14 protein-coding genes and 1 pseudogene are annotated in these 21990 nt (G+C 61.4%); 8 read left to right on the plus strand and 7 right to left on the minus strand.

The genetic code is table 11. The features are described 5' to 3' along the window. Positions 1 to 566 precede the first annotated feature (566 nt). From VRB54_RS12250 to VRB54_RS12270, 5 genes are all read left to right on the plus strand, one after another. Complete coding sequence (locus tag VRB54_RS12250) at positions 567 to 1907, plus strand: PAS domain-containing sensor histidine kinase (RefSeq protein WP_338477397.1); 1341 nt, start codon at positions 567 to 569, stop codon at positions 1905 to 1907. Next, entirely contained in the window at positions 1892 to 2275 is a 384-nt protein-coding gene (locus VRB54_RS12255) for a response regulator (protein WP_209982158.1), read from the plus strand. The genes VRB54_RS12250 and VRB54_RS12255 overlap by 16 nt, the downstream gene beginning before the upstream one ends. Positions 2276 to 2284: 9 nt before the next feature. Beyond that, complete coding sequence (locus tag VRB54_RS12260; RefSeq protein WP_338477398.1) at positions 2285 to 3532, plus strand: EAL domain-containing response regulator; 1248 nt, start codon at positions 2285 to 2287, stop codon at positions 3530 to 3532. A gap of 371 nt (positions 3533 to 3903) precedes the next feature. Beyond that, positions 3904 to 7416 carry a hypothetical protein gene (locus VRB54_RS12265; RefSeq protein WP_338477399.1) on the plus strand — a complete coding sequence of 1171 codons (3513 nt, stop codon included), beginning with the start codon at positions 3904 to 3906 and terminating at the stop codon, positions 7414 to 7416. 95 nt (positions 7417 to 7511) lie between these two features. After that, a complete protein-coding gene (locus VRB54_RS12270; protein WP_338477400.1) occupies positions 7512 to 8864 on the plus strand; it encodes a sodium:proton antiporter in 1353 nt (450 codons plus the stop codon). Here the strand turns inward: VRB54_RS12270 and VRB54_RS12275 are convergent. The 3 genes from VRB54_RS12275 to VRB54_RS12285 all read right to left on the minus strand — a co-directional run bounded on the left by VRB54_RS12275 (position 8855) and on the right by VRB54_RS12285 (position 9850). Beyond that, a complete protein-coding gene (locus tag VRB54_RS12275; protein WP_338477401.1) occupies positions 8855 to 8995 on the minus strand; it encodes a hypothetical protein in 141 nt (46 codons plus the stop codon). The genes VRB54_RS12270 and VRB54_RS12275 overlap by 10 nt on opposite strands. Positions 8996 to 9006: 11 nt before the next feature. Further along, entirely contained in the window at positions 9007 to 9219 is a 213-nt protein-coding gene (locus VRB54_RS12280; RefSeq protein WP_209982169.1) for a hypothetical protein, read from the minus strand. A gap of 85 nt (positions 9220 to 9304) precedes the next feature. Next, entirely contained in the window at positions 9305 to 9850 is a 546-nt protein-coding gene (locus VRB54_RS12285; protein ID WP_338477402.1) for a hypothetical protein, read from the minus strand. Between the two features lie 515 nt (positions 9851 to 10365). Here VRB54_RS12285 and VRB54_RS12290 point away from each other — a divergent pair. Continuing rightward, positions 10366 to 11775 carry a circularly permuted type 2 ATP-grasp protein gene (locus tag VRB54_RS12290; RefSeq protein ID WP_209982173.1) on the plus strand — a complete coding sequence of 470 codons (1410 nt, stop codon included), beginning with the start codon at positions 10366 to 10368 and terminating at the stop codon, positions 11773 to 11775. A gap of 2 nt (positions 11776 to 11777) precedes the next feature. Beyond that, positions 11778 to 12728: an alpha-E domain-containing protein gene (locus VRB54_RS12295; protein ID WP_209982174.1), complete on the plus strand. Its 951-nt coding sequence runs from the start codon at positions 11778 to 11780 to the stop codon at positions 12726 to 12728. Between the two features lie 83 nt (positions 12729 to 12811). Here VRB54_RS12295 and VRB54_RS12300 read toward each other — a convergent pair. Both VRB54_RS12300 and VRB54_RS12305 read right to left on the minus strand, forming a co-directional pair. Beyond that, a pseudogene (locus tag VRB54_RS12300) lies at positions 12812 to 15078 on the minus strand (ATP-dependent DNA helicase). Next, positions 15075 to 16724 (minus strand): VRR-NUC domain-containing protein, encoded by a 1650-nt coding sequence (locus tag VRB54_RS12305; RefSeq protein ID WP_338481099.1) that lies wholly within the window; start codon positions 16722 to 16724, stop codon positions 15075 to 15077. The pseudogene VRB54_RS12300 and the gene VRB54_RS12305 overlap by 4 nt, the downstream one beginning before the upstream one ends. 186 nt (positions 16725 to 16910) lie before the next feature. Here VRB54_RS12305 and VRB54_RS12310 point away from each other — a divergent pair, with 186 nt between their 5' ends. Beyond that, a complete protein-coding gene (locus VRB54_RS12310; protein ID WP_057008775.1) occupies positions 16911 to 17135 on the plus strand; it encodes a YgdI/YgdR family lipoprotein in 225 nt (74 codons plus the stop codon). A 169-nt stretch (positions 17136 to 17304) separates the two neighbouring features. Here the strand turns inward: VRB54_RS12310 and VRB54_RS12315 are convergent, their stop codons facing one another. Together VRB54_RS12315 and VRB54_RS12320 are read right to left on the minus strand one after the other, a co-directional pair. Further along, a complete protein-coding gene (locus VRB54_RS12315) occupies positions 17305 to 18729 on the minus strand; it encodes a lipase (protein ID WP_338477403.1) in 1425 nt (474 codons plus the stop codon). A gap of 80 nt (positions 18730 to 18809) precedes the next feature. Beyond that, positions 18810 to 21908, minus strand: a complete 3099-nt coding sequence (locus tag VRB54_RS12320) for an autotransporter domain-containing protein (protein ID WP_338477404.1) — start codon at positions 21906 to 21908, stop codon at positions 18810 to 18812. Positions 21909 to 21990 lie beyond the last annotated feature (82 nt).

A 21990-nucleotide genomic window follows, 5' to 3' on the forward strand; every position in this document is an offset into this window, starting at 1 on the left:
TTCCATCGCAGGGTTGGCCCACTTTTATTGTTGATTCCGTGGGCGCCATCTTAGGGGCAAATCGGCTGGCTGTCTCAACCGGTGGGTAAACAGTCACCTCTTTCAAGCCCTTGCTTCATTCGACAAATCGCAATCTGATACGGTTTTATATTCGCCAGCTGCCTCTGTACCGAAAACGGCTGCAGATGGACAATGGCGCCAACCCGACATTCCTGTCGCCCAACCTCTCGGAGGCCTCATGACCAAGATGGCACTTTTTCTGTTCGGTTTTCTGGTACTGACCATTGGTATAGGCCTACTGGCGACGATATCGCCGGTCTAAAGTTCATCGGCCTTACATAGCCGTTTAATGCTGATCGAAAAGCAGACCCCGAGAAACGTCATTCCATTCGATTGAGGGCGAAAGATTTCCGGTAAAGCGGTTTCGGCCATCAAAACGCCATAATCTCTGCTATTGTCCAAAGACTTCATCTCCTCATCATCGCCCCCAGGCGATCTTCTGTGAGCATGCTCTGCGACATCGGCGTTTTCGGTGTCGGGTCTCAATAGCATGGAACGCCCAAGCGATGGATACACCGTCACCCACACCGTCGCAATCGCGCGCCGAAAAGATCGTCGAGTTCAAACGCCAGAAAACCCTGCTCAAGACCGGCGCGTTGCAGGATGCCATCTTCAACAGCGCGTATTTCTCCAGCATCGCCACCGATGAAAAAGGCGTGATCCAGATCTTCAACGTCGGCGCCGAACGCATGCTCGGCTATGCCGCCGCCGACGTGGTCAACCGCATCACCCCTGCCGACATCTCTGACCCGGCCGAGCTGATCACCCGCGCCGCCGCGCTCAGCCTGGAGCTCGACACGCCCATCACCCCCGGCTTCGAGGCGCTGGTGTTCAAGGCCTCGCGGGGTATCGAAGACATTTACGAGCTGACGTATATCCGCAAGGATGGCAGCCGCTTGTCAGCCATGGTCTCGGTGACAGCGTTACGCAACCGCAATGACATGATCATCGGCTACCTGTTGATCGGTACCGACAACACTGCACGCAAGCAGGAAGAAGCCGAGCGCAAAGGCTTCGAACGCGCCCTCGAAGAAAAGAACCTGGAGCTGGAACACGCCAGCCACATGAAGTCCGAATTCCTCGCCACCATGTCCCATGAGTTGCGCACGCCGTTAAACGCGGTGATCGGCTTTTCCGAAGCCCTCAAGGATGGGCTGGTGGGCGACATGAGCGAGACCCAGCGCGAATACATCGGCGACATTTTCACCAGCGGCCAGCACTTGCTGTCGCTGATCAATGACATTCTCGACCTGTCCAAAGTCGAGGCCGGGATGATGGACCTGGAGCTGGAAGCCGTTGAACTGTCGGGCTTGCTGGCCAACAGTCTGTTGATCGTGCGCGAAAAAGCCGCGCTGCAGCGTATCCAGCTAAAACTCGACAGCCCGGACGATTTCGGCTGGCTTGAGCTGGACCTGCGCAAGACCAAACAGATCGTCTACAACCTGCTCGCCAATGCGGTCAAATTCAGCGAACACGGCAGCTCGGTGACCCTGGCCGTGCGCGAAGTCAGTCGCCATCAGGTCGGCCTGGTGCCCGGCGACTGGCCAGTGCACAACTTTGCGTTACCGCCCGGCTCGCACACACAGTTTCTCGAATTGAGCGTCAGCGATACCGGCATCGGTATTGCCAGGGACGACATGGGCAAACTGTTCAAGGCCTTCAGCCAGATCGACAGCAGCCTGGCGCGCAAATTTGAAGGCACAGGTCTTGGCCTGGCGATGGTCAAGCAGTTGACCGACCTGCATGGCGGCAGCGTTGCCGTGGCCAGCCGCGAAGGCCTAGGTGCGCGCTTTGTGGTATGGCTGCCGCTGCACCGGACTCTGGAGGCCACATGGCCGCAATCCTGATCGTCGAAGACAACGAAGCCAACATGCGCCTGGCTCGTCTGCTGCTGGTGAATGCCGGCCACAGCGTGTTGTGGGCCGCCGACGCCGAAAGTGGCCTGACCATGGCGCGCGAGCTACAACCGGCGCTGATTCTGATGGACATTCAACTGCCTGGCATGGACGGCCTGGCTGCAACACGCTTGCTCAAGCAAGACCCACATACCGCGCATATCCCGGTGATCGCCCTCACCGCCATGGCCATGAAAGAGGACCGGGAAAAAACCCGCCTGGCCGGTTGCGACGCCTATGTGATCAAACCCCTGCGCTACAAGGAGCTGTACCAGGTGATCGACACCCTGCTGAACCCGTCCATTACACCTCTAGCATGAGTCCTCTCCATGGCCAGCTCACCCGCAACGCTGTTGATCGTTGATGACGACGCTCATATACGCAAACTCCTGGAAACCCTGCTGCATCACGAGGGCTACCTGACCCTGAGCGCCGCCAGCGGTGAAGAGGCCTTGCACCTGGTGGCCAGCAACCCGCCCGACCTGGTGTTGCTGGACGTCATGATGCCCGGCATGGACGGCTACGAAGTGGCCAGCCAGCTCAAGGGCAATCCCGCCACCGCGAATATCCCGATCATCATGCTCTCGGCGCTCAGCGAATCCGAGGCGCGGGTCAATGGCCTGCAAAGCGGTGCCGAGGAGTTCATCACCAAACCGGTGGAGCGCCTGGAGCTGTGGCTGCGAGTGCGTAACCTGCTGCGACTGAAAGCCCACAGCGATCAGCTCAGACAGCACAACCTGATGCTCGAACAGCAGTTGCTGAAACACACCAGTCCAAGCGCGCAGATGAATGTGCATGACCTGGCCCGCCAGGACCTGGAATACGCCCTGCGTGCAGCGGTTGAACGCAATGAGTTTGCCTTGCACTACCAGCCCAAGGTCGAGCTGGCCAATGGCGAAGTCTGTGCGCTTGAGGCCCTGCTGCGCTGGGATCGGCCCGGTTATGGCCCGGTCTCACCTGCCGTGTTTGTGCCGCTGCTGGAAGACCTTGGCCTGATCGTGCCCGTGGGCTGCTGGGTGATCGAGCGTGTGTGCCAACAGATTGCCACGTGGCAGCTCAACGGCATTGGCGCGGTGGAAGTGTCGGTCAACGTATCCGGTCATCAATTGATCGAGGGTGACCTAATCGCCGATATCGAGCGCATTTTGGCCACCACCGGGGTTGAGGCGCGCTGGCTGGAGGTGGAACTCACGGAAAGCTCGCTGATGGAAAACACCGAGCACACCATCGCCAGCCTGCAACGTCTGCGCGCCATGGGAGTAAAGATTTCCATCGATGACTTCGGCACCGGCTACTCAAGCCTGGCGTACCTGCGACGTTTTCCCATCGATACGCTGAAGATCGACATCGCGTTCATTCGCGAAGTCACCACCAACCCGCAGGATGCGGCGATCACGCGCACCATCATCGAACTGGCCCACAGCCTGAGCCTGCGAGTTGTCGCAGAGGGTGTCGAGACCCAGGCGCAGTTGACGTTCCTGAAAGAGGCCGGCTGCGACCAGATTCAGGGGTATCTGTTTAGCCGACCGTTGCCGGTGGAAACGCTGGAACGGCTGTTGCGGGACCGGGTCAAGTAAGCACAGGGAACTTGCTCGCCACAGGAATGAGCCTGCCTGAATGCGGATCGGCTTGAGTCGAAACACAAACTCATCAACCGCGTGGTCGAGCGAGGGAATCAATGACGCGACAGACGCTACAGATGATTGATACCACTCAATCTCAAGGCGCTTTCCATGCACAGATTCTCCAACCTTAACCAGGTATTCAGTCAGCCGTTATCGACTTTTACACCCGCCTCCTGGCAGCCATTCTCCAGACACCAGCACGACACCCGGTCGCAACCCGAACCGAGCACTTCTCGCGCCGACGGTGACCGCGAATTGGCCATGCAATACCGCGACGCGCTCCTTGAGGCGGCTCAAAGCAGCACCCCCCGACGATCAACAACGTGCCTCCCCACTCCACCTTCGGCCAATGGTGGGGCCAATTACGTGACGCTTTCCAATCCACCGATGTGCGCCAGTGGCTTGAAGAAAAAGGCATCAACCCCGCCTCGATCACACTCGACCCACGGACGGGCGAAGTCTCCTTCATGGCCAAGGGAAAATTGCACACAGTGGGCCAAGACGATGCTCACTGGCGCGCAATCAGCGGACCCATTATCGAAGCCGCTCGTGTACTCAGTGTGGGGACCGCCTTCACGCCACCTGCAACCGAGCTCGATGAACCCGTTCCGGGGTGGATAGTCGGACGTTTCCATCAAGAACCCAAAGCACTGACAGCGTTCGAAATGCGCCAGCGCGCGCAGACCATCGAGCGCGATCAGAACTTCAAGCCACTCGACCCGAACACCCGCCAAGCGTTGATCACAGCGCGCAGCGAAGATGCACTCCAAACGCATCAATCAGTACTCGCCGATATCTACACCCGCCACGTCGCCGCCACCACACTGCAACATCTGGCGAACACCGTGAAACATGGCATCGACTACGACGGTCAGATCGAAGATGAATTGAAGAAGCCCGTTTATCTCTCTGAACATGCTTCCTACTACCCGGATAAAACCGGCAAATGGAACCAGGTCAGCCTTTTGCAACTGCTCAAGGATCACGGCTGGGACATTCCAACGAATCACGAGCAGTTGGAGAACCTGGCGACAGTTCTGACCACTCCTGTCCTCACCTCACCGGCCCATGGCGACCTGGGGGGAGCACTGTCCTGGCCCGAACCACTTGATCGGGACAGACAGAGTCAACTGAAACAGGCCATACACTCAGCTCGCCTCGGCAATGTGAGAGTGCCCGCCGATGAAACTGTTCTTGCTTATCTGCTGGGAGACAGGTCCATTTCCCCTGAAGAACTGGGCTATCCGCGGCGTCTGATCAATGACCTCCTCAGTTCCCCCGAGGGCAAGGCACTGGGCGAGGCTATTCAGGCCTTTTTTGAGCAGAGCGGCATCAAGGGCAGCCCCGGTGACTGGCTGCTGGCAGCGATAAACCTGGAGAGCAGCATTGAGATTGAGGGTGAAGATACTCGCCAGACACAGCCCCATATAGAGGGCTACACACTGGTCACCGCAAAAAACGCAGACAAGAGGCCCTCGATCATCGTCAAAGAGCTCGCTGAATACCTGCTCGCCAACGGCAACGCCGAGTCCGCCGACACGGCAACGCTCCGGGCTCACCTGATGCTGGCGAGCCGAGCGCCGCAGTTTCTGGTCAAGGACATCCCCGAACAGGTGAAGGTCGGCTCCCACAGCTGGGTCAGCTTTACCACGGCTGTTGCCCGCATCGAAGCGAAAGCACCTGGAGCAACCTCAGGAATGAGTTATGCGCAGGTCATGCTGCACGCGAGCGCTGCGCCGATTAACGATCACGAGCGCCAGGTCGAGTACACGGCCCAGCAAGCTGCGATCAAGGACTGGGCTGTCGCAAACGGCATGCGCTATCCGACGACCGAAAGTGCGATAACCGACGTCTGTAACGCCTTCAACAACCAGATACGCGAACTGCGCGAGGCCGCAGAAACGCAGATTCCACCCATGCCCACCACCAGCGCGGTCGCACTGGAACAGTTGAAGACAGCCCTGCCGGACATGGACCCAAAACTGTTCGAAGCAAAATGCATTGAGCTCAAACCCTCCAACAAGGACTTCCCGGGGCCCTACTCGATACTCGATCTGTTTATCGACGGCCGCTTCCTGAGGCACGCGCCGGACGGAAATTTGAGCGAGGGGGTGTATTGGCTGAAGTTGCTGCCCGGGGTGATCTTGCCAGCGATTGGCGACGAGGTTACGCCCGGCACTTGGGACGCTTTGACAAACGGAATCGACATCAAGGATGTGCTGGCAAAAATCAAGGATTTACCCTCCCCACGGCAGCCGTTCGAAACAGCATTTGCCGATTACGAGAACGCGGTAAAAAAGACGACCGCGGCGCAAATAAAAACCCTGGTTTCAAACCTGCCACTGGAAGACCGGAAAAATCTGGAATTTGGAAAAATAACCGTCCGTACGCAAATCGACTACTGGCGAAACGATCATCCGCTCCCGGTTGAAAAAGGCACTGTACTTGTTGAAACCGTGCGCAACGGTACATCGGTGACTTATGCCATCAATCGATTGAAGGGCACCATCACCAAGCGACCGGGCATGGCCTATAAGGAGCACCCACCCACCGACGGTTGGTTTCCTTCCAAAGGAAAAAGATACGACGCTGTAACGCCCGGCGGGAAGTTTGCACCCGGGCTGACGGATGAAAAAAAGGGCGAAAACGGCGCTCCCTACAGCTACGGCAGTGAACGCACCCGGTATCTCGCCGAGGCGGTCATCGCCGACATGGAGCTGCCTGCGGTAAAGCGCTACGCCAAAGGCGCTACAACCTTTGAAACGCAAGTGCCCACTTACAGGATTGTCGAAGAGATTGTGCTCAACCTGATCCCGTTTCGGTCGGCGATCAAGAATTTTATCGACGGAAAAACCCTTGAAGGCTTCGTGGATCTGGCCTTCGACATCTTCGGTTTTGCGGTAGGTCTGGGCGCGGCCTTGAAGGGAGCAAAAGCACTGTCAGTCGGCGCTTCGGCATTATCCAGGGTCGTCCATGCGGGCAAAATCCTCGGCCGTGCGACGGTAGGCGCGCTTAACCCTTTGAGCGGTCTTGATGACCTGGCGCGCGGGGCTTTCAAGCTAGGCCACCGTGGCGTTTCCCGCGCGCGCGCAGCGTTGACGAAGGTTGATATCGCCGCACTGACGAAAAAACCGAATATCGCCGAAGGCACACTCGGGGGCGTCAACGGCGCAAGTGATGTTGGCGCACTCGCGAAGCTGGATGAAGTGACCGGTCAATGGCACGCCATCAACCCAGCCACGCAAAAACCCTTCGGGCCGCCGCTGGAGAACTTTCAGGCCAAGGTGCTTTCCAGTGGTGAACTCAGCGAAAACATGAAGACGTTGTATAAAAAACTGGATAAGAATACCCATCTGGACATTTGTTATGCGACCGCGTTACGCGCCGCCCAGGCCGACAGAAAGATCACTGACACGGCGTTCAAGATGATCATTCCCGAAGTACTCAATGGCGGATCACAGACCTATAACCGCATGATGAAAATCCGCCCGGACACCCTGAAAGGCAGCTTTAATGCAGCCGACCTTACCGAATCAGGCATCGTTACCTTTGTCAGCCGGCGCGGCTATAACAAGGACAAAATCGTGCACGCTGCCTATATTCAAAAAGCCCCCGACGGCCAACTGTACCTCTACCACTCCAACTCTCTGTCGCTGGACCACGCCTTAGGTGGCACCAGGCTGCAGCCTGCCACCGCAGGCACGGCTAACGTCTATACATTGGGTCGGGAACAGCAAGCCGGCATTCAACGCTTCATGGATGACGGCGGCGGCTACGACATGGTGTTCACTCCTTCCAGCACCCTGGAGTCCAGCATCAGACGTCGCACCGCCTGAGCCTGCCTCATCCCTCAAAGTGAATGGAATCACTTTGAACCCGCACCCGGGCGCAGCCCTCCAACCTGCATACACCACGGCCCGGTATACGCTCGATGACATTCATTCTATGGTTGGCCGTACTCGGCGCCGTATTGCTCACCCTCGCCCTCACCTCCTCCTACCTGCGCTGGATGCCGGTGACCACCTCGGCGGTGTGCCTGTTGCTGGGCGTCGCGATTGGCCCGCTGGGGGTCGACCTGTTGCACCTGGACATCAAGGGTTCGGCGCGCTGGATGGAACACCTGACCGAAGTCGCCGTGCTGTTTTCGCTGTTTGTCAGCGGCCTCAAGCTGCGCCTGCCACTCACTCATCGCCTCTGGCGCATTGCCTTCGGCATGGCCGGGCCGGTGATGCTGCTGACCATCCTCGGCACCTGCCTGGCGCTGCATTACCTGCTGCAATTGTCGTGGGGCGTGTCGCTGCTGGTGGGGGCGATCCTGGCACCCACCGACCCGGTGCTGGCTGGCCTGGTGCAGGTCAACAACGCCCAGGACTATGACGCGCTGCGCTTTGGCCTCTCGGGCGAGGCCGGTTTGAACGACGGCACCGCCTTCCCCTTCGTGATCTTCAGCCTGCTGTTCATGCAGCATGGCGGTTTCGACGGTGACTGGCTCGGCGGCTGGGTCCTGAAGAACCTGATCTGGGCGGTGCCAGCCGGGTTGCTGGTGGGTTACTGGATGGGCCGAGGCATCGGCCGCGTTACCTTGTGGCTGCGCATCACCCACGACGACAGCACCCTGTCGCCCAATGACTACCTGACCCTGGCGCTGATCGCACTGGCCTACGTGGTCGCCGAAGCGATCGGTGGCTACGGTTTCCTGTCGGTATTCGCTGCCGGCCTCGGCCTGCGCCAGGCCGAATTCAAATCCACCGGCAACGCCAGGACACCCGCCGAGCACCTGGCACTGCCCGTGGTCGGTCACCTGGAAGTGGAGCCTGCGCGCGCCCTGCAAGGCGACGTCAGCGAGCTGGCCGACACGCAGATTGCCGCAGGCGTGATGATGGGCGACATGCTCTCGTTCGGAAGCCTGGTGGAACGCTCGATGGAAGTGTTTCTGGTGACCGTATTGGGCATCGTGCTGGTCAGCCATTGGGACTGGCGCGCGCTGTTGGTGGCGGCTTTGCTGTTTTGCGTGATTCGCCCGGTCAGCGTATTTGCCATGCCCTGGGGCAGCCTGGTCGACCGCCAGCAACGCGGCCTGATGGGCTGGTTCGGGATTCGCGGCATCGGCAGCATTTACTACCTGTTCTACGCCCTTAACCATGGCCTGATCGGCACCAGCAGCGCCGTGGCAGTAAACCTGACAGTGTCGGTGATCGCCCTGAGCATCGTCATTCATGGCCTGAGTACCCAGCCGATGCTGGCATGGTATGAACGACGAGCCAGGGCGAAGGGTCAGTCCTGATTCTCAGTATTGCCGACGTCTGCCGCGTCATCCAGATCGTTGAGCGGCACGGTGGCATCGTCCATCAACGAGCCCGGGTCTTCGTTGCCCGGATCGTTGGGTTCGTCTTCCAGGTCGAGTTCTTTTGACATGACGTTCTCCTCTAGCCGCCCTGAGTATCGATATCGGCATCGGTTTCAGGCTTGTGCTCGGGCTCGGGTTCGAAATCCGGGCTGAACTCGTTTTCCTTTGCCTTGGGATCGCTGGCAGCCGCTGGATCCTTGGGCGCATTGACAGCGCTGCCTGGGGCCGGCTCGCCGCCATCGATGGCCGGGTCATTACGGTTGCTGGTTTGCGGGTCGTCGCTGGTGTTCATGGGGCACCTCTTCGCAGGTCTGGGAGAAATCTGTACTGCGTAAAACTAAGGCGCCGCGCTGGCGAGCGAAGTTCCTTCCGATTGCTCAGCGGATCGGATTATCGACCTGGATATAGAACGCATAAATGCCCAGCACCAGCCAGAACACCATGAACAGCCAGGGTGCACGCATGGAGAACAACAGCGACTTGCGATAGCCCTTGTGGGACGACTCCATCTCGGAAAACAGCGGCGACTCATCGTAGGCCATGCCCATCACCGGCTCACTGCGCAATAGTTCGCTCTGCTTGTAGTGCCAGTGGTCGATGATTTCATACGCCGCGCGAATACCGGGCCAGGCATTCAGCGAACTCAAAATACCCAGCGCCACCAGAAACACTGGCACCACCAGGGTAAACAGCTTGCCCCACTCCGGGTTGAGGTTGCCCATGCCGGAGACAAAGGCAATCACCAGGAATGACTGCGCGGTGAGGTAGGCATCGGTGCGGTTGGCGAGGATGCTGGTTTCGTACTGGATTTCTCGGCGGTAGAAGTCCAGCCGGTCCTTGGGCGAACCGAAGATCTTGGCGTTGTGCTCGCTGTGGTCGGTCAGGGCCGATTCCGGGGTATCGGGCGAGATGATGGTTGGCACGACGGTACTCCGCAGATTGTCGAATGCCAATTAGAAGAATCGAGCGTGCACGAAGTTCAAGTTAGTTACGCACCATTAAAGAGCACTGCGCGAGCGATCTGAGAGTGGAACGCCCTATTGTGGCGAACGGGGCACCGTGGCGAGCGGGCTTGCCCCGCGTTGGGGTGCGAAGCGCCCCCAATCCAGCAAAACGCGGTGTACCTGATACGGCTCAGCGCCTGGTTTTGGGGCCGCTGCGCAGCCCACGCAGGACAAGCCTGCTCGCCACAGGGAATCTGCGCTTAAAGGGCTTGCCACAAGTAATCGGCGCCTGAAGGCCATTTCGGCACATGCATTGCTTAACCCTTTCATCTGCCCGTAAACAGGAGCAAGCGTTACCCCCCGACCCAGAGCCACCCCCACAAGAAAGAAAGGACCAGGCCTGTTGGCACCCTGCGCCACGGGCTCATAAAAAAATGCGTTTTTAAAAGCGGCAGTGCCACCCATGCACCCCTGGGCACTGACAAGGTATCGGAATGGCTCGATCTTTCTTTGACGAAATGAATGACGCGAACGGCGAGTGCCGTGCGCATTACCAGGATTTCTCCCGCTGGCTGGCCAACACGCCGCCGGAACTGCTGGCCCAGCGTCGCCGTGAAGCTGACTTGCTGTTTCACCGCGCCGGGATCACGTTCACCCTGTACGGCGATGAACAGGACACCGAGCGCCTGATCCCCTTCGACATCATCCCGCGCAGCATTCCCGCCAGCGAGTGGAGCGTGATCGAGCGCGGCTGTATACAGCGCGTCAATGCGCTGAACATGTTCCTCGCCGACATCTACCACGACCAGCGCATCATCAAGGCCGGCATCATTCCGGCGGAACAGGTGCTGGGCAACGAAGGCTATCAAAAGGCAATGGTCGGGCTGGACCTGCACCGCGGCATCTACTCGCACATCTCCGGCGTCGACCTGGTGCGCGACGGCGACGGCACCTACTACGTGCTCGAAGACAACCTGCGCACCCCCAGCGGCGTGAGCTACATGCTCGAAGACCGCAAGATGATGATGCGCCTGTTCCCCGAAGTGTTCGCCAGACAGCGCATCGCGCCGGTGGACCACTACCCCAACCTGCTGCTCAAGACCCTCAAGAGTTCCAGCCGCCTCGACAACCCGAATGTGGTGGTGCTGACCCCCGGCCGTTTCAACAGTGCGTTTTTCGAGCATGCCTTTCTGGCGAGGGAAATGGGCGTGGAACTGGTGGAAGGTGCCGACCTGTTCGTGCACGACCTCAAGGTGTTCATGCGCACCACCGACGGGCCCAAAGCCGTCGACGTGATTTACCGCCGCATCGACGACGCATTCCTCGACCCGCAGGCGTTCAACGCCGAATCCATGCTCGGCGTGCCCGGCCTGGTGGCCGCCTATTGCGCGGGCAACGTGGTGCTGGCCAACGCCATCGGCACCGGTGTGGCCGACGACAAGTCGATCTACCCCTACGTGCCGGCGATGATCAAGTTTTACCTGGACGAAGAACCGATCCTGCAGAACGTGCCGACCTTTCAGTGTCGCAAGCCTGATGAGCTGTCCCACGTGCTGGCCAACCTCGGCGAGCTGGTGGTCAAGGAAACCCAGGGTTCCGGCGGCTACGGCATGCTGGTGGGCCCCGCGTCCACGGCCGCCGAGATCGAGGACTTCCGCCAACGCATCAAGGCGCGCCCCCATGCCTACATCGCCCAGCCGACCCTGAGCCTGTCCACCTGCCCCACGTTCGTCGAAAACGGCATTGCGCCCCGCCATATCGACTTGCGCCCCTTTGTCCTCTCGGGCAAGGAAACCCGCCTGGTGCCCGGTGGTCTCACGCGGGTGGCGCTGCGTGAAGGCTCGCTGATCGTCAACTCGTCGCAGGGCGGCGGAACCAAGGACACCTGGGTGGTGGAGGACTGAATATGCTGAGTAGAACCGCCGCAGATCTGTACTGGATGTCACGTTACCTGGAGCGCGCCGAAAACCTGGCGCGCATGCTCGAAGTCAGTTATTCGTTGTCGCTGATGCCCCAGGCCGGGCGCAGTGACGGCCTGGACGAACTGGCCATGTCGCTGCTCAGCAGCGGCACCCTGGAGAATTATCTGGAACGCCACCAGACTCTGGACGCCGAGCGCATGCTGCACTTCTTCGCCCTCGACGAAGAAAACCCGGCCAGCATCTACAACTGCCTGCGCGCCGCACGCGGCAATGCCCATGCGGTACGCGGGCGCATCACCGCCGACATGTGGGAAAACCTCAACGCCACCTGGCTGGAAATGCGCAGCATCGCCGCCGGCGGCCTCGCACGACATGGCATCAGCCACTTCTGCGACTGGGTCAAGCAGCGCTCGCATCTGTTTCGCGGCGCCACCTCGGGCACCATCATGCGCAATGACGCCTACCGCTTCATTCGCCTGGGCACCTTTGTCGAGCGCGCCGACAACACCCTGCGCCTGCTGGATGCGCGCTACGAGATGTTCGGCGAAGAGTCCGAAGAAGTCAGCGACCTGTCGGCACGCGGCTACTACCAGTGGAGCGCCTTGCTGCGCGCATTGTCGTCGTTCGAGGCGTATACCGAGCTGTACCCGAATGCCCTCAACGCGCGCTCGGTGTCCGAACTGCTGCTGTTGCGCAGCGATGTGCCGCGCTCGTTGCACGCCTGTATCGAGGAACTGAGCCAGATCCTCGCTGACCTGCCCGGCAGCTACGGCCGCACCGCGCAACGCCTGGCGGCGGAGTTCGAGGCGCGGCTGCGCTACACCGGCATCGACGAGATTCTGGAGGACGGCCTGCATATGCGCTTGATCGAGTTCATCGACACCGTGCGCGAGCTGGCCCGATCCATCCAAAGCTCCTACCTGGAAGTGGTCTGAAAGGGAGGCTACGCAGCGCTCTGTGGCGAGCGGGCTCGCCACAAGAAGCCCACTCACCACAGGAATGTGGCTGCCTGAAACCATCAGACCTCTTTGGACTGCACCGCCCACCACCTGGGCAACAACTGCCGCACCCGCGCCTCGCCAAAGCGGTCATCGATCAGCATCACCACGCCCCGGTCCTGCTGGCTGCGAATCACCCTGCCCGCCGCCTGCACCACTTTCTGAATCCCGGGATACAAATAGGTGTAGTCATACCCGGCGCCGAAGATCGCGCCCATGCGCAGCTTCATCTGCTCATTGACCGGGTTCAACTGGGGCAGGCCCAGGGTCGCCACAAACGCGCCGATCAAACGCGCGCCGGGCAGGTCGATGCCTTCGCTGAACGCCCCGCCCAGCACCGCAAAGCCAATGCCCTGGCTGTGCTGGGTGAACTGGTCGAGAAACCCCTGGCGCTCGGCCTCGGCCATGCCACGCGACTGCAGCCACAGGGCAATCTGCGGATGCCGTTCGGCCAGCAGCTGGGCGACCTGTTGCAGGTAGTCGAAGCTTGAAAAAAAGCCAGGTAGTTACCCGGTTGCGCGGTGAACTGCCGCGCAATCAACTCGACGATAGGCGCCAGCGACGCCTGGCGATGCACGAAGCGCGTGGAGATACGCTCGACAATGTGCACCTGCAACTGCTCGGCCTTGAACGGCGACTCGACATCCACCCAGGCCGTGTCCGCCGGCAGACCCAGCAGGTCGGCGTAGTAATGCCGTGGGCTCAGGGTCGCGGAAAACAGCACGCTGCTGCGCGCGGCGGTAAGCCTTGGGCCAATGAATTGGGCGGGCACCACATTGCGCAGGCACAGGGTCGAGCTGCTGCGCTTGCCGGTGAGCTGACGTTTGCTGATATCGAAGATGAAGTGTTCGTTGAACAGCTCCGCCACCTTGGCAAATTGCAGCGCCTCAAAATAGAAGGCCTGCAGATCACCGCTGAGGGCCTCGGGGCGCTCGTTGAAGTAGTCGCCCATCGCGCCGACGCACAGGCTCAACGCCTGGAGCAGCTTTTCCGGCAGCGCCCCATAGGCCTGATACGGCGCAACCTGGTCCTTGTGCAGCGCATTCCATTCACGGTTGAGGCGCTGCAAGGGCTTCTTCAAGGGTTCGGGCGCCGTGTCGCGCAAGGTCTTGAGTGTGTACTGATCGAGGCTCGCGCTGTACATCGCACGGGCCCGTTCGACCAGGTTGTGGGCTTCGTCGACCAGCACAGCGGCCCGCCACTGGTTGAGCTGGGCCAGGCCGAACAGCATGGCGGCAAAGTCGAAATAGTAGTTGTAGTCGGCGACGACCAGGTCGCTCCAGCGTGCCATTTCCTGGCTCAGGTAATAAGGGCACACGTCATGGGCCAGGGCTACTTCGCGCAGGCTGCGTTGATCGAGCAGGCGCACCCTGGACGCGGCAGCGCGGGCGGCGGGCAGGCGATCATAAAAACCTTTGGCCAACGGGCACGATTCGCCGTGGCAGGCCTTGTCCAGGTGCTCGCAGGCCTTGTCCCGCGCCACCAGTTCCAGCACACGCAGCGGTAACTGCGGGTGGCTGTCGTACAAGACCTGCGCCGCATCCAGGGCCAGCTTGCGCCCGGGCGTCTTCGCGGTAAGGAAGAACAGCTTGTCCAGTTGCTGGGGTCCCAGGGCCTTGAGCAGCGGGAAAATCGTGCCGACGGTCTTGCCGATGCCGGTCGGCGCCTGGGCCATCAGGCAGCGGCCGGTGCTCACCGCCTTGTACACCGTCTCGGCCAGCACGCGCTGGCCGGGGCGAAACGCGGCATGGGGGAAGGCCAGGGTTTGCGCCGCCTGATTACGGGCTTCGCGGTGCTGCATTTCCAGGCGCGCCCAATCGAGGAACAGCGCACAGTGATGATTGAAGAACGCTTCGAGTTGCGCCGCCTGGAAGGGCTGGCTGAGCAGGGTTTCGCCCTCGCCGACGATATCGAAATACACCAGCGCCAGGTTGATCTCGCTCAGGCCCAGCTTCTGGCACATCAGCCAGCCGTACACCTTGACCTGCGCCCAATGCAGCAGCCGGTGATTGGCAGGCTGGGCATCGAGGTCGCCACGGTAGGTCTTCACCTCTTCCAGGCGATTGCTGTCGGGGTCGTAGCCGTCCGCCCTGCCCCGCACCTTGAGCTGCTGGTACTCGCCCTCAAGGGCCACTTCATTCTGGTAATGCGCGCTGCGCCGGGACGCCACCGTGCGATGGCCGATGATGCCTTCCTGGGCGCTGGGCGATGGGGTAAAACGCAGGTCGAGGTCGCCGACCTTGGCCGTGAACTCACACAGCGCCCGCACAGCCACGCTGTAGCTCAAGCGGGCTGCTCCGCCCAGCGCACGTAGCAGACGGTGACCGGCATCTGGTACTCGCCGCAGAATTCCAGCCAGCGCAATTGGTTGTCCTGCAGGCGGTCGCCGGGGCCCTTGACCTCGATCATGCGGTAAGTCTTCTGCGCCGGCCAGAACTGGATCAGGTCCGGCATCCCGGCACGGTTGGCGCGAATATCCAGCAGCAGGCGTTCGAACCAGTAGCGCAGGTGCTCGGCGGGCAGGCAGGTCAGCGCCTGTTCCAGCAACTCGTCGCTGAGCAGGTTCCAGAACACGAACGGTGACTGGATGCCCCATTTCTCCACATAGCGCTGGCGGATACTGGTTTTGTAGCGCTCATCCTGCAATTGCTCGAAACACGCGGCGAACAGCGGCGCACGGCGCTGATGGAAGTCTTCGCTGTGCAGGTCCGCAGGCCCGCGCTGGAACGGGTGAAAAAACGACCCCGGCAGCGGCGCGAAAATCACATCCCAACACAACAGGCCGAACAGTGAGTTGATCAGCCCGTTTTCCACGTAATGCACCGGTGCGTCAGGCTCACTGAGGTGCGCCTGCACGCAGTATTCCACCGACATCACAGGCGTCGGCACCGCCAGCGCCAGGTCCAGGCGCGTGACTGGTCGCGGCCTGGCCTTGGGCAGCGCCGGCTCGCCCAGCTTGCGGCGCAGGCGCGGCAGCACCCGCAGCAGGTGTTGTTGCTCGGCCGCGCTGTGCGGTGCCTGCTGCGCCAGACACGCCAGGGCCATGGCCTGGGCGTAGGCTTCCTGGCGTTCCAGCACGCGGATCAGCCGTGCGCGGGCGCCGGGGTGGCTGCACGCCCGATAGATCTGCTCGGCCAGAACCAGTTCGGCGCTGCGCTCACACAGCTGGCCGATCTGGAACAGCAGCTTGGCACGGCGTTTTTCCAGCCAGGGGTTGTCGGTTTGCAGCGTGGCGATCTGCTCAAGCACCTCATCCACGGCTTCGCCCGTCTCGAAAGCTTGCTGGCACTGGTGCAAAAACAGATAGCCGTGCACGTCATCGCGGCTGCGCAGGCCCCGGGATTCGTCGCAAAAGGCAACTTTTTCATAGGTATGAATGCCCAGGTCGGCGAGCACGAACTCGGACCAGTCCTGATGCAGGTTGCCGAAGAACATCAGGCGCAGGCGGTCGCACAACTGCATCACGGTGAGGCTGTAGAGCGTGTCGGGCAGCGCCGGGCACCACTGGGCGAAACTGCGGCTGTCGGGGAACTGCGCGGCCAGGTGTTCCAGCCAGTCGACCTTGTTGCCTCTGGGGTGCTCGATCCAGGGTTTGAACGCCGCGAGCAGTTCGCTTTTTTGCAGCACGCTGAACAGCACCTCAAACTCCAGTGGGCTTTGATCTTCCACCCAGCCCAGCCCGAGCAACGGCGCCGCCGCCGCATGGGGGCAACCGATCTCCAGATAATTGAGCTTGCCCGCGCGAAAATGCACGCCCTTGCGCATCACCATGCGCACCAACAACGCCTGGGACGGCTGCGGCAACCTGTCAAATTGCTGAATGAAATGCTCTTCGTCGGCGTCGAGCAAATCGGCATAGCGCTGCCCCAGCCAATGCAGCACTTGGCGGAAGTTGTGCAGGTAATACAGGGGATCGTCGAGGGGGTTGGCCATGGCGCAAGCAATCAAATACTGGTTATGCATACAGAGTGCCGTTGCCCAGGCCTTGTTGCAATCGGTAATAGATAAATGGCGCACGCAACTTTTTGTATAAAAGTGATCAGATAGGGGAATCGATGGCGTACCATTTATGGCCCGCAGCCAGCTGCTGCGGGACTTTTCAGAGTGAAGGTAAGGGTTATGAACATGAAGAATTTGGGTCTGCCACTGGTTGCACTCACTTTTCTGCTGCTGGCCGGTTGCGCCACGCAAACGGTCGTCACACTGCAAAACGGCACGCAATACCTGACCAAGGACGCCCCCAACGCCAAGACGGCCGACGGCTTCTATGAGTTCACGGACATTGCCGGCAAGCGCATTCGCATCAAGGCCGATGACGTGGCCACGGTGCGCAAGGAAGACTAGCCTCTAACCGATCCTGTGGGAGGGGGCTTGCTCCCGATAGCGGTGTATCAGTCAGCCCATCTGTCGCTGACCCGCCGCTATCGGGAGCAAGCCCCCTCCCGCCTTTGGTCTTCATTGTTTCAAGCAGTGCGTTCAAAGCCCCTCACACCGTTTCGAACACATTCAGTCCTTAGCTGATGACTATTCCCTCCCCCGACAAACTCGCCACCCCCACCAGCGTCACCGAATCCCCACCAAAGCTGAGCACCGTATCCGCGCCGACCACCCTGGCGTGATCGCGGTAATCCGTGCTGCCCTGCACGCCGCTGAACACCAGCGTGTCGGTGGGCTGATAGCCGATCACCCGGTCATGGCCGAACTGCCCGCTGAACACAAAGGTGTTGTGCCCGCTGTTGTCGCGGAGCGTGTCGTTGCCTTTGCCTCCCTCGATAAAGTCCGTGCCCTTGCCGCCCTGGATAAGGTCGTTGCCGTCGCTGCCGAGGATGAAGGTGTCGCCCTTGTGCGGTTCGGCATTGCGGTTGAGGTCCTGCACCCAGGTGCTGGCGCGTGCCGGGTCCGACAGGTTGGCGACGATCACCGTGGAGTCGCGCGTCATCTGCTCGTAGAACCCGGACTCCAGGATGCGCGTCATGCCATCGCCATAGCCGCTGGGCAAGTGAGCGAACCAGGTGGGCAGGTTGGCGATGGAAAACGGCAGCACGTTCCACAGTGTCGAGGCGTAGTGGTCATTGAAGTTGACGATATTGTCGGTGGTCGACTCATGGGGTTTGTCGTGCACGCCCAGGGACGCGAAGTTAACCGATGAACCGTCCAGCGCACGGAATACCGGGTCGTTCTCAAAGCCGACATTGAGCACCTTGTCGCCGGCGCTCTGGGTCGGCGAAGCATAGGCCACGTAGTGGGCATCCTTGTAGAAACCTGACCATTTATTGCCGCTCAAGTCGGCCATACTGTTGACCGCCAGCCCGCCCAGGCTGTGCCCGCTGACCAGCACGTCCTTACCGCTCAGGCCATGGGCGCCGGCGTAGTCGGCGACGTTCTTGAGCAAGCCGCCAAAGGCTTCGCCCGCGTAATTTTTTGCATAATCCCTGGGGCCCAGCGCGGCCAGCAGGTCGCTGACCAGGTCGCCGATGGAGTCGCTGATCAGGTTTTCCCGAGGGCCGGAGGTGCCGCGAAAACCGATGCCGATTTCCAGCAGCTTGCCGGCGTCGTCATACTTGCCCAGCACCTCGACCTGCGCCGTGGTGTAGCCGGCCTTTTCGCCAAAAAACGTGCCCCGGGCGTCGACCTTGCCGGCGTAGCCCAGGGCAGCGGCGCTGATCGGCGTCCAGCCGGCTTTTTGCACCGCGTCCAGGGCCGCTTTTTCCGAGTCCGGATTCCACGGAATACCCGGAATCACCCCCTGGGAATCAGTGCTGCCGAGCAATGCGCCCACCAGCGTGGCGGGCAAGCCGAGGCCCAGCCCATTGTGCTGATAGCCCACGGCAAAGCCGTTGTCCAGGTTGTGATAGGTGTACAGCGTGATCGCCATGGCATCGGCGAACAACGCTTTGGAGCCCTCGGTGCCGAGGTTTTTATAGTCAAAGATACCCATCGCTCGTGCCTCTCTTTTGTTGATGTTGTCGAGAAAGCCAATCGATCGTTCCCGCGTCGGGCGCGGGAACGCTTCACGCGTCAGAACGCCCAGTCGAGGCTCAACCCCACCCCGTGGACCTTCTCCTTGCTGGCCAACAGGCCGTTGTAGTCGAAGTTCACCCGCGCATCCTTGCTCAACGCCAGGCTCACCCGCGCGCCAACCAGTGCCGCATCACGCACCATCGGCGCACTCTGCACCGCAAACGACGGGCCGCCCGACGCAAACGTCAGGTGCTGCTCGGAATCGGTGCTGCCCAGGTTGTGCTGCCAGCCCAGGGTGCCGGACAGCTCCAGTTGCTGGTGGTCATTCACATTGAAGGTCTTCAACGCACGCAGGCCCAGGGTGCTCAGCACCAGGTCGCGGGTGTCGTCACGGCTTTTCAACGCCGCGGCATCGCCCTTCTCGGTAAAACCATCGCTGTCCAGGTGCACGTAGGCCAGGTTGGCGAAGGGTTCCAGCGCCAGCGCCGGCAGATTTACGCGGTAGGCCGCCTCGGTGAACACTTGCGTGCTGCGGGCATCGACCTTGGCTTTTTGCTTGCCGGCGACGTCGCCGTATTGCAGGTCGCGCTTCACGTCGGCGCGGTGCCAGCTGTAGGTCGCCCCGCCGCTCAGGCGCCAGGCACCGATCTCATGCCCGGCATAGGCACCGAAGTGGTAGCTGTCGACCGACGCGCGCGAATGGGTGTCGCTGCCCATGTTCAGTGAAGTGTCGCTGTAGCCCGCCACCAGGCCGATACGGGTGGACTCATCCAATGCCCCGTCAACGCCGGCGAGCATGCCGCCAATCGACGTGGTGTAGCCCGCCGTGTCGCTGCGGCTGTCGGTCTTGCCCCAGGCGCCGAGAGCCTTGATCCAGACGTTGCCGCGACTGTCGACGGTGTCGCTGGAGGCACCCATTTCACCATTGCGCAAGCGCTCGCCCACGGCCTCACGCACGTAGCGGCTGTCGTTGACCAGCGCGGTCTCCAGCGCCGGGTAGATTTCCCCCGACAGTTGCTGGAAAGCGTTGCGGGCCGACGCGGCGGTCGGCGCCAGCAGCAGGCTTTCGTACACGGCATTGCCCGCGCCCAACTGCTCGGCGGCTGCGGCCACGGCCCGCTGGTTATCGGTGACGCCCACGCTGGCAAAGCTGTTGGCGTTGCGCGCCACATCCAGTTGAACGCCGTTGGCGGCGTAGTTCAGGTTGCCGCCGATGAACACGTAGTCGGGCAGTACCGCCGCAAAACTGCCGTTGATACCGCCGGCCGCTTGCAGGATGTTGTACTGGCGCCCGATCAGGCTTTGCGCCTGCGCCGTGCTGAGCAACGTCGGGCTGTTTTCCAGGGCCAGGGTCACGGTGCCGCCCTTGAGCGTGGCGGTGCCGCCAGCCACGATGCGGTCGCTGCGGGTGGGCGACAGTTCCACGGCGTAGGTGGAACCTGCGTCGAAGGTCACATCTCCGGCCACGTTCAGGGTGCCGATGGAGTTGCCCGGCGCCACGGTGCCACCGCTTTTGGCCAACAGCGAACCGATGCGCCCGGAGCCGCCGACCACGCCGCTCTGGCTGACGGTGACGTCCGAGGTCAGCGAGCCGTTGATTGCCAGCCGACCCTGATTGACCAGGGTCGGGCCGCTGTAGGTGTTGGTGCCGCTCAGCACCAGGGTGCCGATGCCCAGCTTGGTCAGGCCGCCGTGCCCGGCAATGTCATTGCTCCACACGTCCAGCCCGCAATGCACATCGGTGCACACCCGCTGCGTCGGTTTGCCGGCATCCACCACCGCGCCGATGCCCGGCAGGTCGGCGACGAACTGGCCGCTGCCATAGGCGCCGTCGATGCGGAACTCGGCCGGAATATCCTCGGCAGTCACCAGCATCCCCGGCCCGTTGATGGCCTTGCCCAGGTTGATCATGCCCCAGCCGTACAGCGAATCGATGCCCGGCGCGCCGAGGTCGGTGGCGGTGGTCTTGAGCAGCGTGGAGATCTGGTCGCCGCTCATGTACGGGAAACGCTCCATCAACACCGCCGCACTCCCCGCCACATGGGGCGCGGCCATGGAGGTGCCGTTGAAGTTGGCGTAGTCGGTGGTGAGGTTGTCCAGATTGGTGCCGTTGATGACCGAGCTGAAGATCTTCGTACCGGGGGCCGACACGCAGAAACTCGCCGCATACCCGCAACGCGAGGAAAAGGTGCTGATCACATAGGGCGTGGCGCTCGCGGTGTCGGGGTTCTGCTGCAAGGCGGCCACGGACAGCCAGTTGGGCGCAATCTCCGGGACGAAGTACGCCAGGCCCGAAATCGCATCCGGGTTGTTGCGGTTGTAGTCGTTGCCGGCGGCGAAGATGGTCAGCACGCCGCTGCGCGCGGCGTCGATTGCGCCCTGGTAGGCGCCGCCGGCAAGGGTGCCGAGGATCGGGCGGATGTTATTGAACTGGGCCTGCGCTTCATTCACGGTGAAATTGGGGAACGCCGGATCCCGGCCGCCCTTGGCATATTGGTCACCGATGCCGATGCCCCAGCTGTTGTTGATGATGCGCGCACCGCTGGCCACCAGGGCATCCCAACCGGCCTTGTACACCGCGCCATCGTTGCCGAGGATGATGCCGTCTTCGGGGCCGGGGTCGCCGTTCTCGGCGCTGATGATCTGCGCACCGTACGCTACGCCGTGCATCGGCCCGCCGTCGCGGTTGCCTGCGGCGATCCCGCCGACGTGGGTGCCGTGGTTACCCAGCTTGCCGTTGGAACCCAGGGACGGCGTGCCGTCATAACGAAACGCATCGCCGGCCTTTACCGGAATATAGGGGTCGGTGTACTGGCGGATGCCCTCGGTGACTATCGTCACCACTTTGCCGGGGCTGGCGAACTCCGGGTGCGCGGCGTACACCGGCTGGTCGAAGATGCCCAGTTTTACGCCCTTGCCGGTGTAGCCGGCGGCGTACGCGGTGTCGGCATGCACGGCGCCCAGGCCCCACTCAGCATTGAACTCGGCGCTGCGCCAACTGGCGGCATCGCCCAGCTTGCCGGTTTCCACATAGGGTGCCGCGTGGGCGGTGCCCAGGCTGGCCAGGCAGCACAGCAATGCGCCACAGGGCGCGCTGCGCGGGTGGCGCAAAGCCTTGTGGATGGCGGTTGTTAACCCTGACTTGCGTGTGTTCACGGTGACCTTCCTTAGTTTTTTATTACGGATATAGAGATCCCTGTGGGAGGGGGCTTGCTCCCGATGGCGGGGTGTCAGGCAC

The organism is Pseudomonas trivialis, assembly GCF_036864995.1.
In the GTDB taxonomy this organism is placed as follows: Bacteria; Pseudomonadota; Gammaproteobacteria; order Pseudomonadales; family Pseudomonadaceae; genus Aquipseudomonas; species Aquipseudomonas trivialis.

Excerpts from the sequence above, each read along its gene's own strand:
- VRB54_RS12270 (WP_338477400.1), top strand. The coding sequence starts at position 7,512 with ATGACATTCATTCTATGGTTGGCCGTACTCGGCGCCGTATTGCTCACC.
- VRB54_RS12275 (WP_338477401.1), bottom strand. The coding sequence starts at position 8,995 with ATGTCAAAAGAACTCGACCTGGAAGACGAACCCAACGATCCGGGCAAC.
- VRB54_RS12305 (WP_338481099.1), bottom strand. The coding sequence starts at position 16,724 with ATGGCCAACCCCCTCGACGATCCCCTGTATTACCTGCACAACTTCCGC.
- VRB54_RS12290 (WP_209982173.1), top strand. The coding sequence starts at position 10,366 with ATGGCTCGATCTTTCTTTGACGAAATGAATGACGCGAACGGCGAGTGC.
- VRB54_RS12250 (WP_338477397.1), top strand. The coding sequence starts at position 567 with ATGGATACACCGTCACCCACACCGTCGCAATCGCGCGCCGAAAAGATC.
- VRB54_RS12315 (WP_338477403.1), bottom strand. The coding sequence starts at position 18,729 with ATGGGTATCTTTGACTATAAAAACCTCGGCACCGAGGGCTCCAAAGCG.
- VRB54_RS12255 (WP_209982158.1), top strand. The coding sequence starts at position 1,892 with ATGGCCGCAATCCTGATCGTCGAAGACAACGAAGCCAACATGCGCCTG.
- VRB54_RS12280 (WP_209982169.1), bottom strand. The coding sequence starts at position 9,219 with ATGAACACCAGCGACGACCCGCAAACCAGCAACCGTAATGACCCGGCC.
- VRB54_RS12260 (WP_338477398.1), top strand. The coding sequence starts at position 2,285 with ATGGCCAGCTCACCCGCAACGCTGTTGATCGTTGATGACGACGCTCAT.
- VRB54_RS12310 (WP_057008775.1), top strand. The coding sequence starts at position 16,911 with ATGAACATGAAGAATTTGGGTCTGCCACTGGTTGCACTCACTTTTCTG.
- VRB54_RS12295 (WP_209982174.1), top strand. The coding sequence starts at position 11,778 with ATGCTGAGTAGAACCGCCGCAGATCTGTACTGGATGTCACGTTACCTG.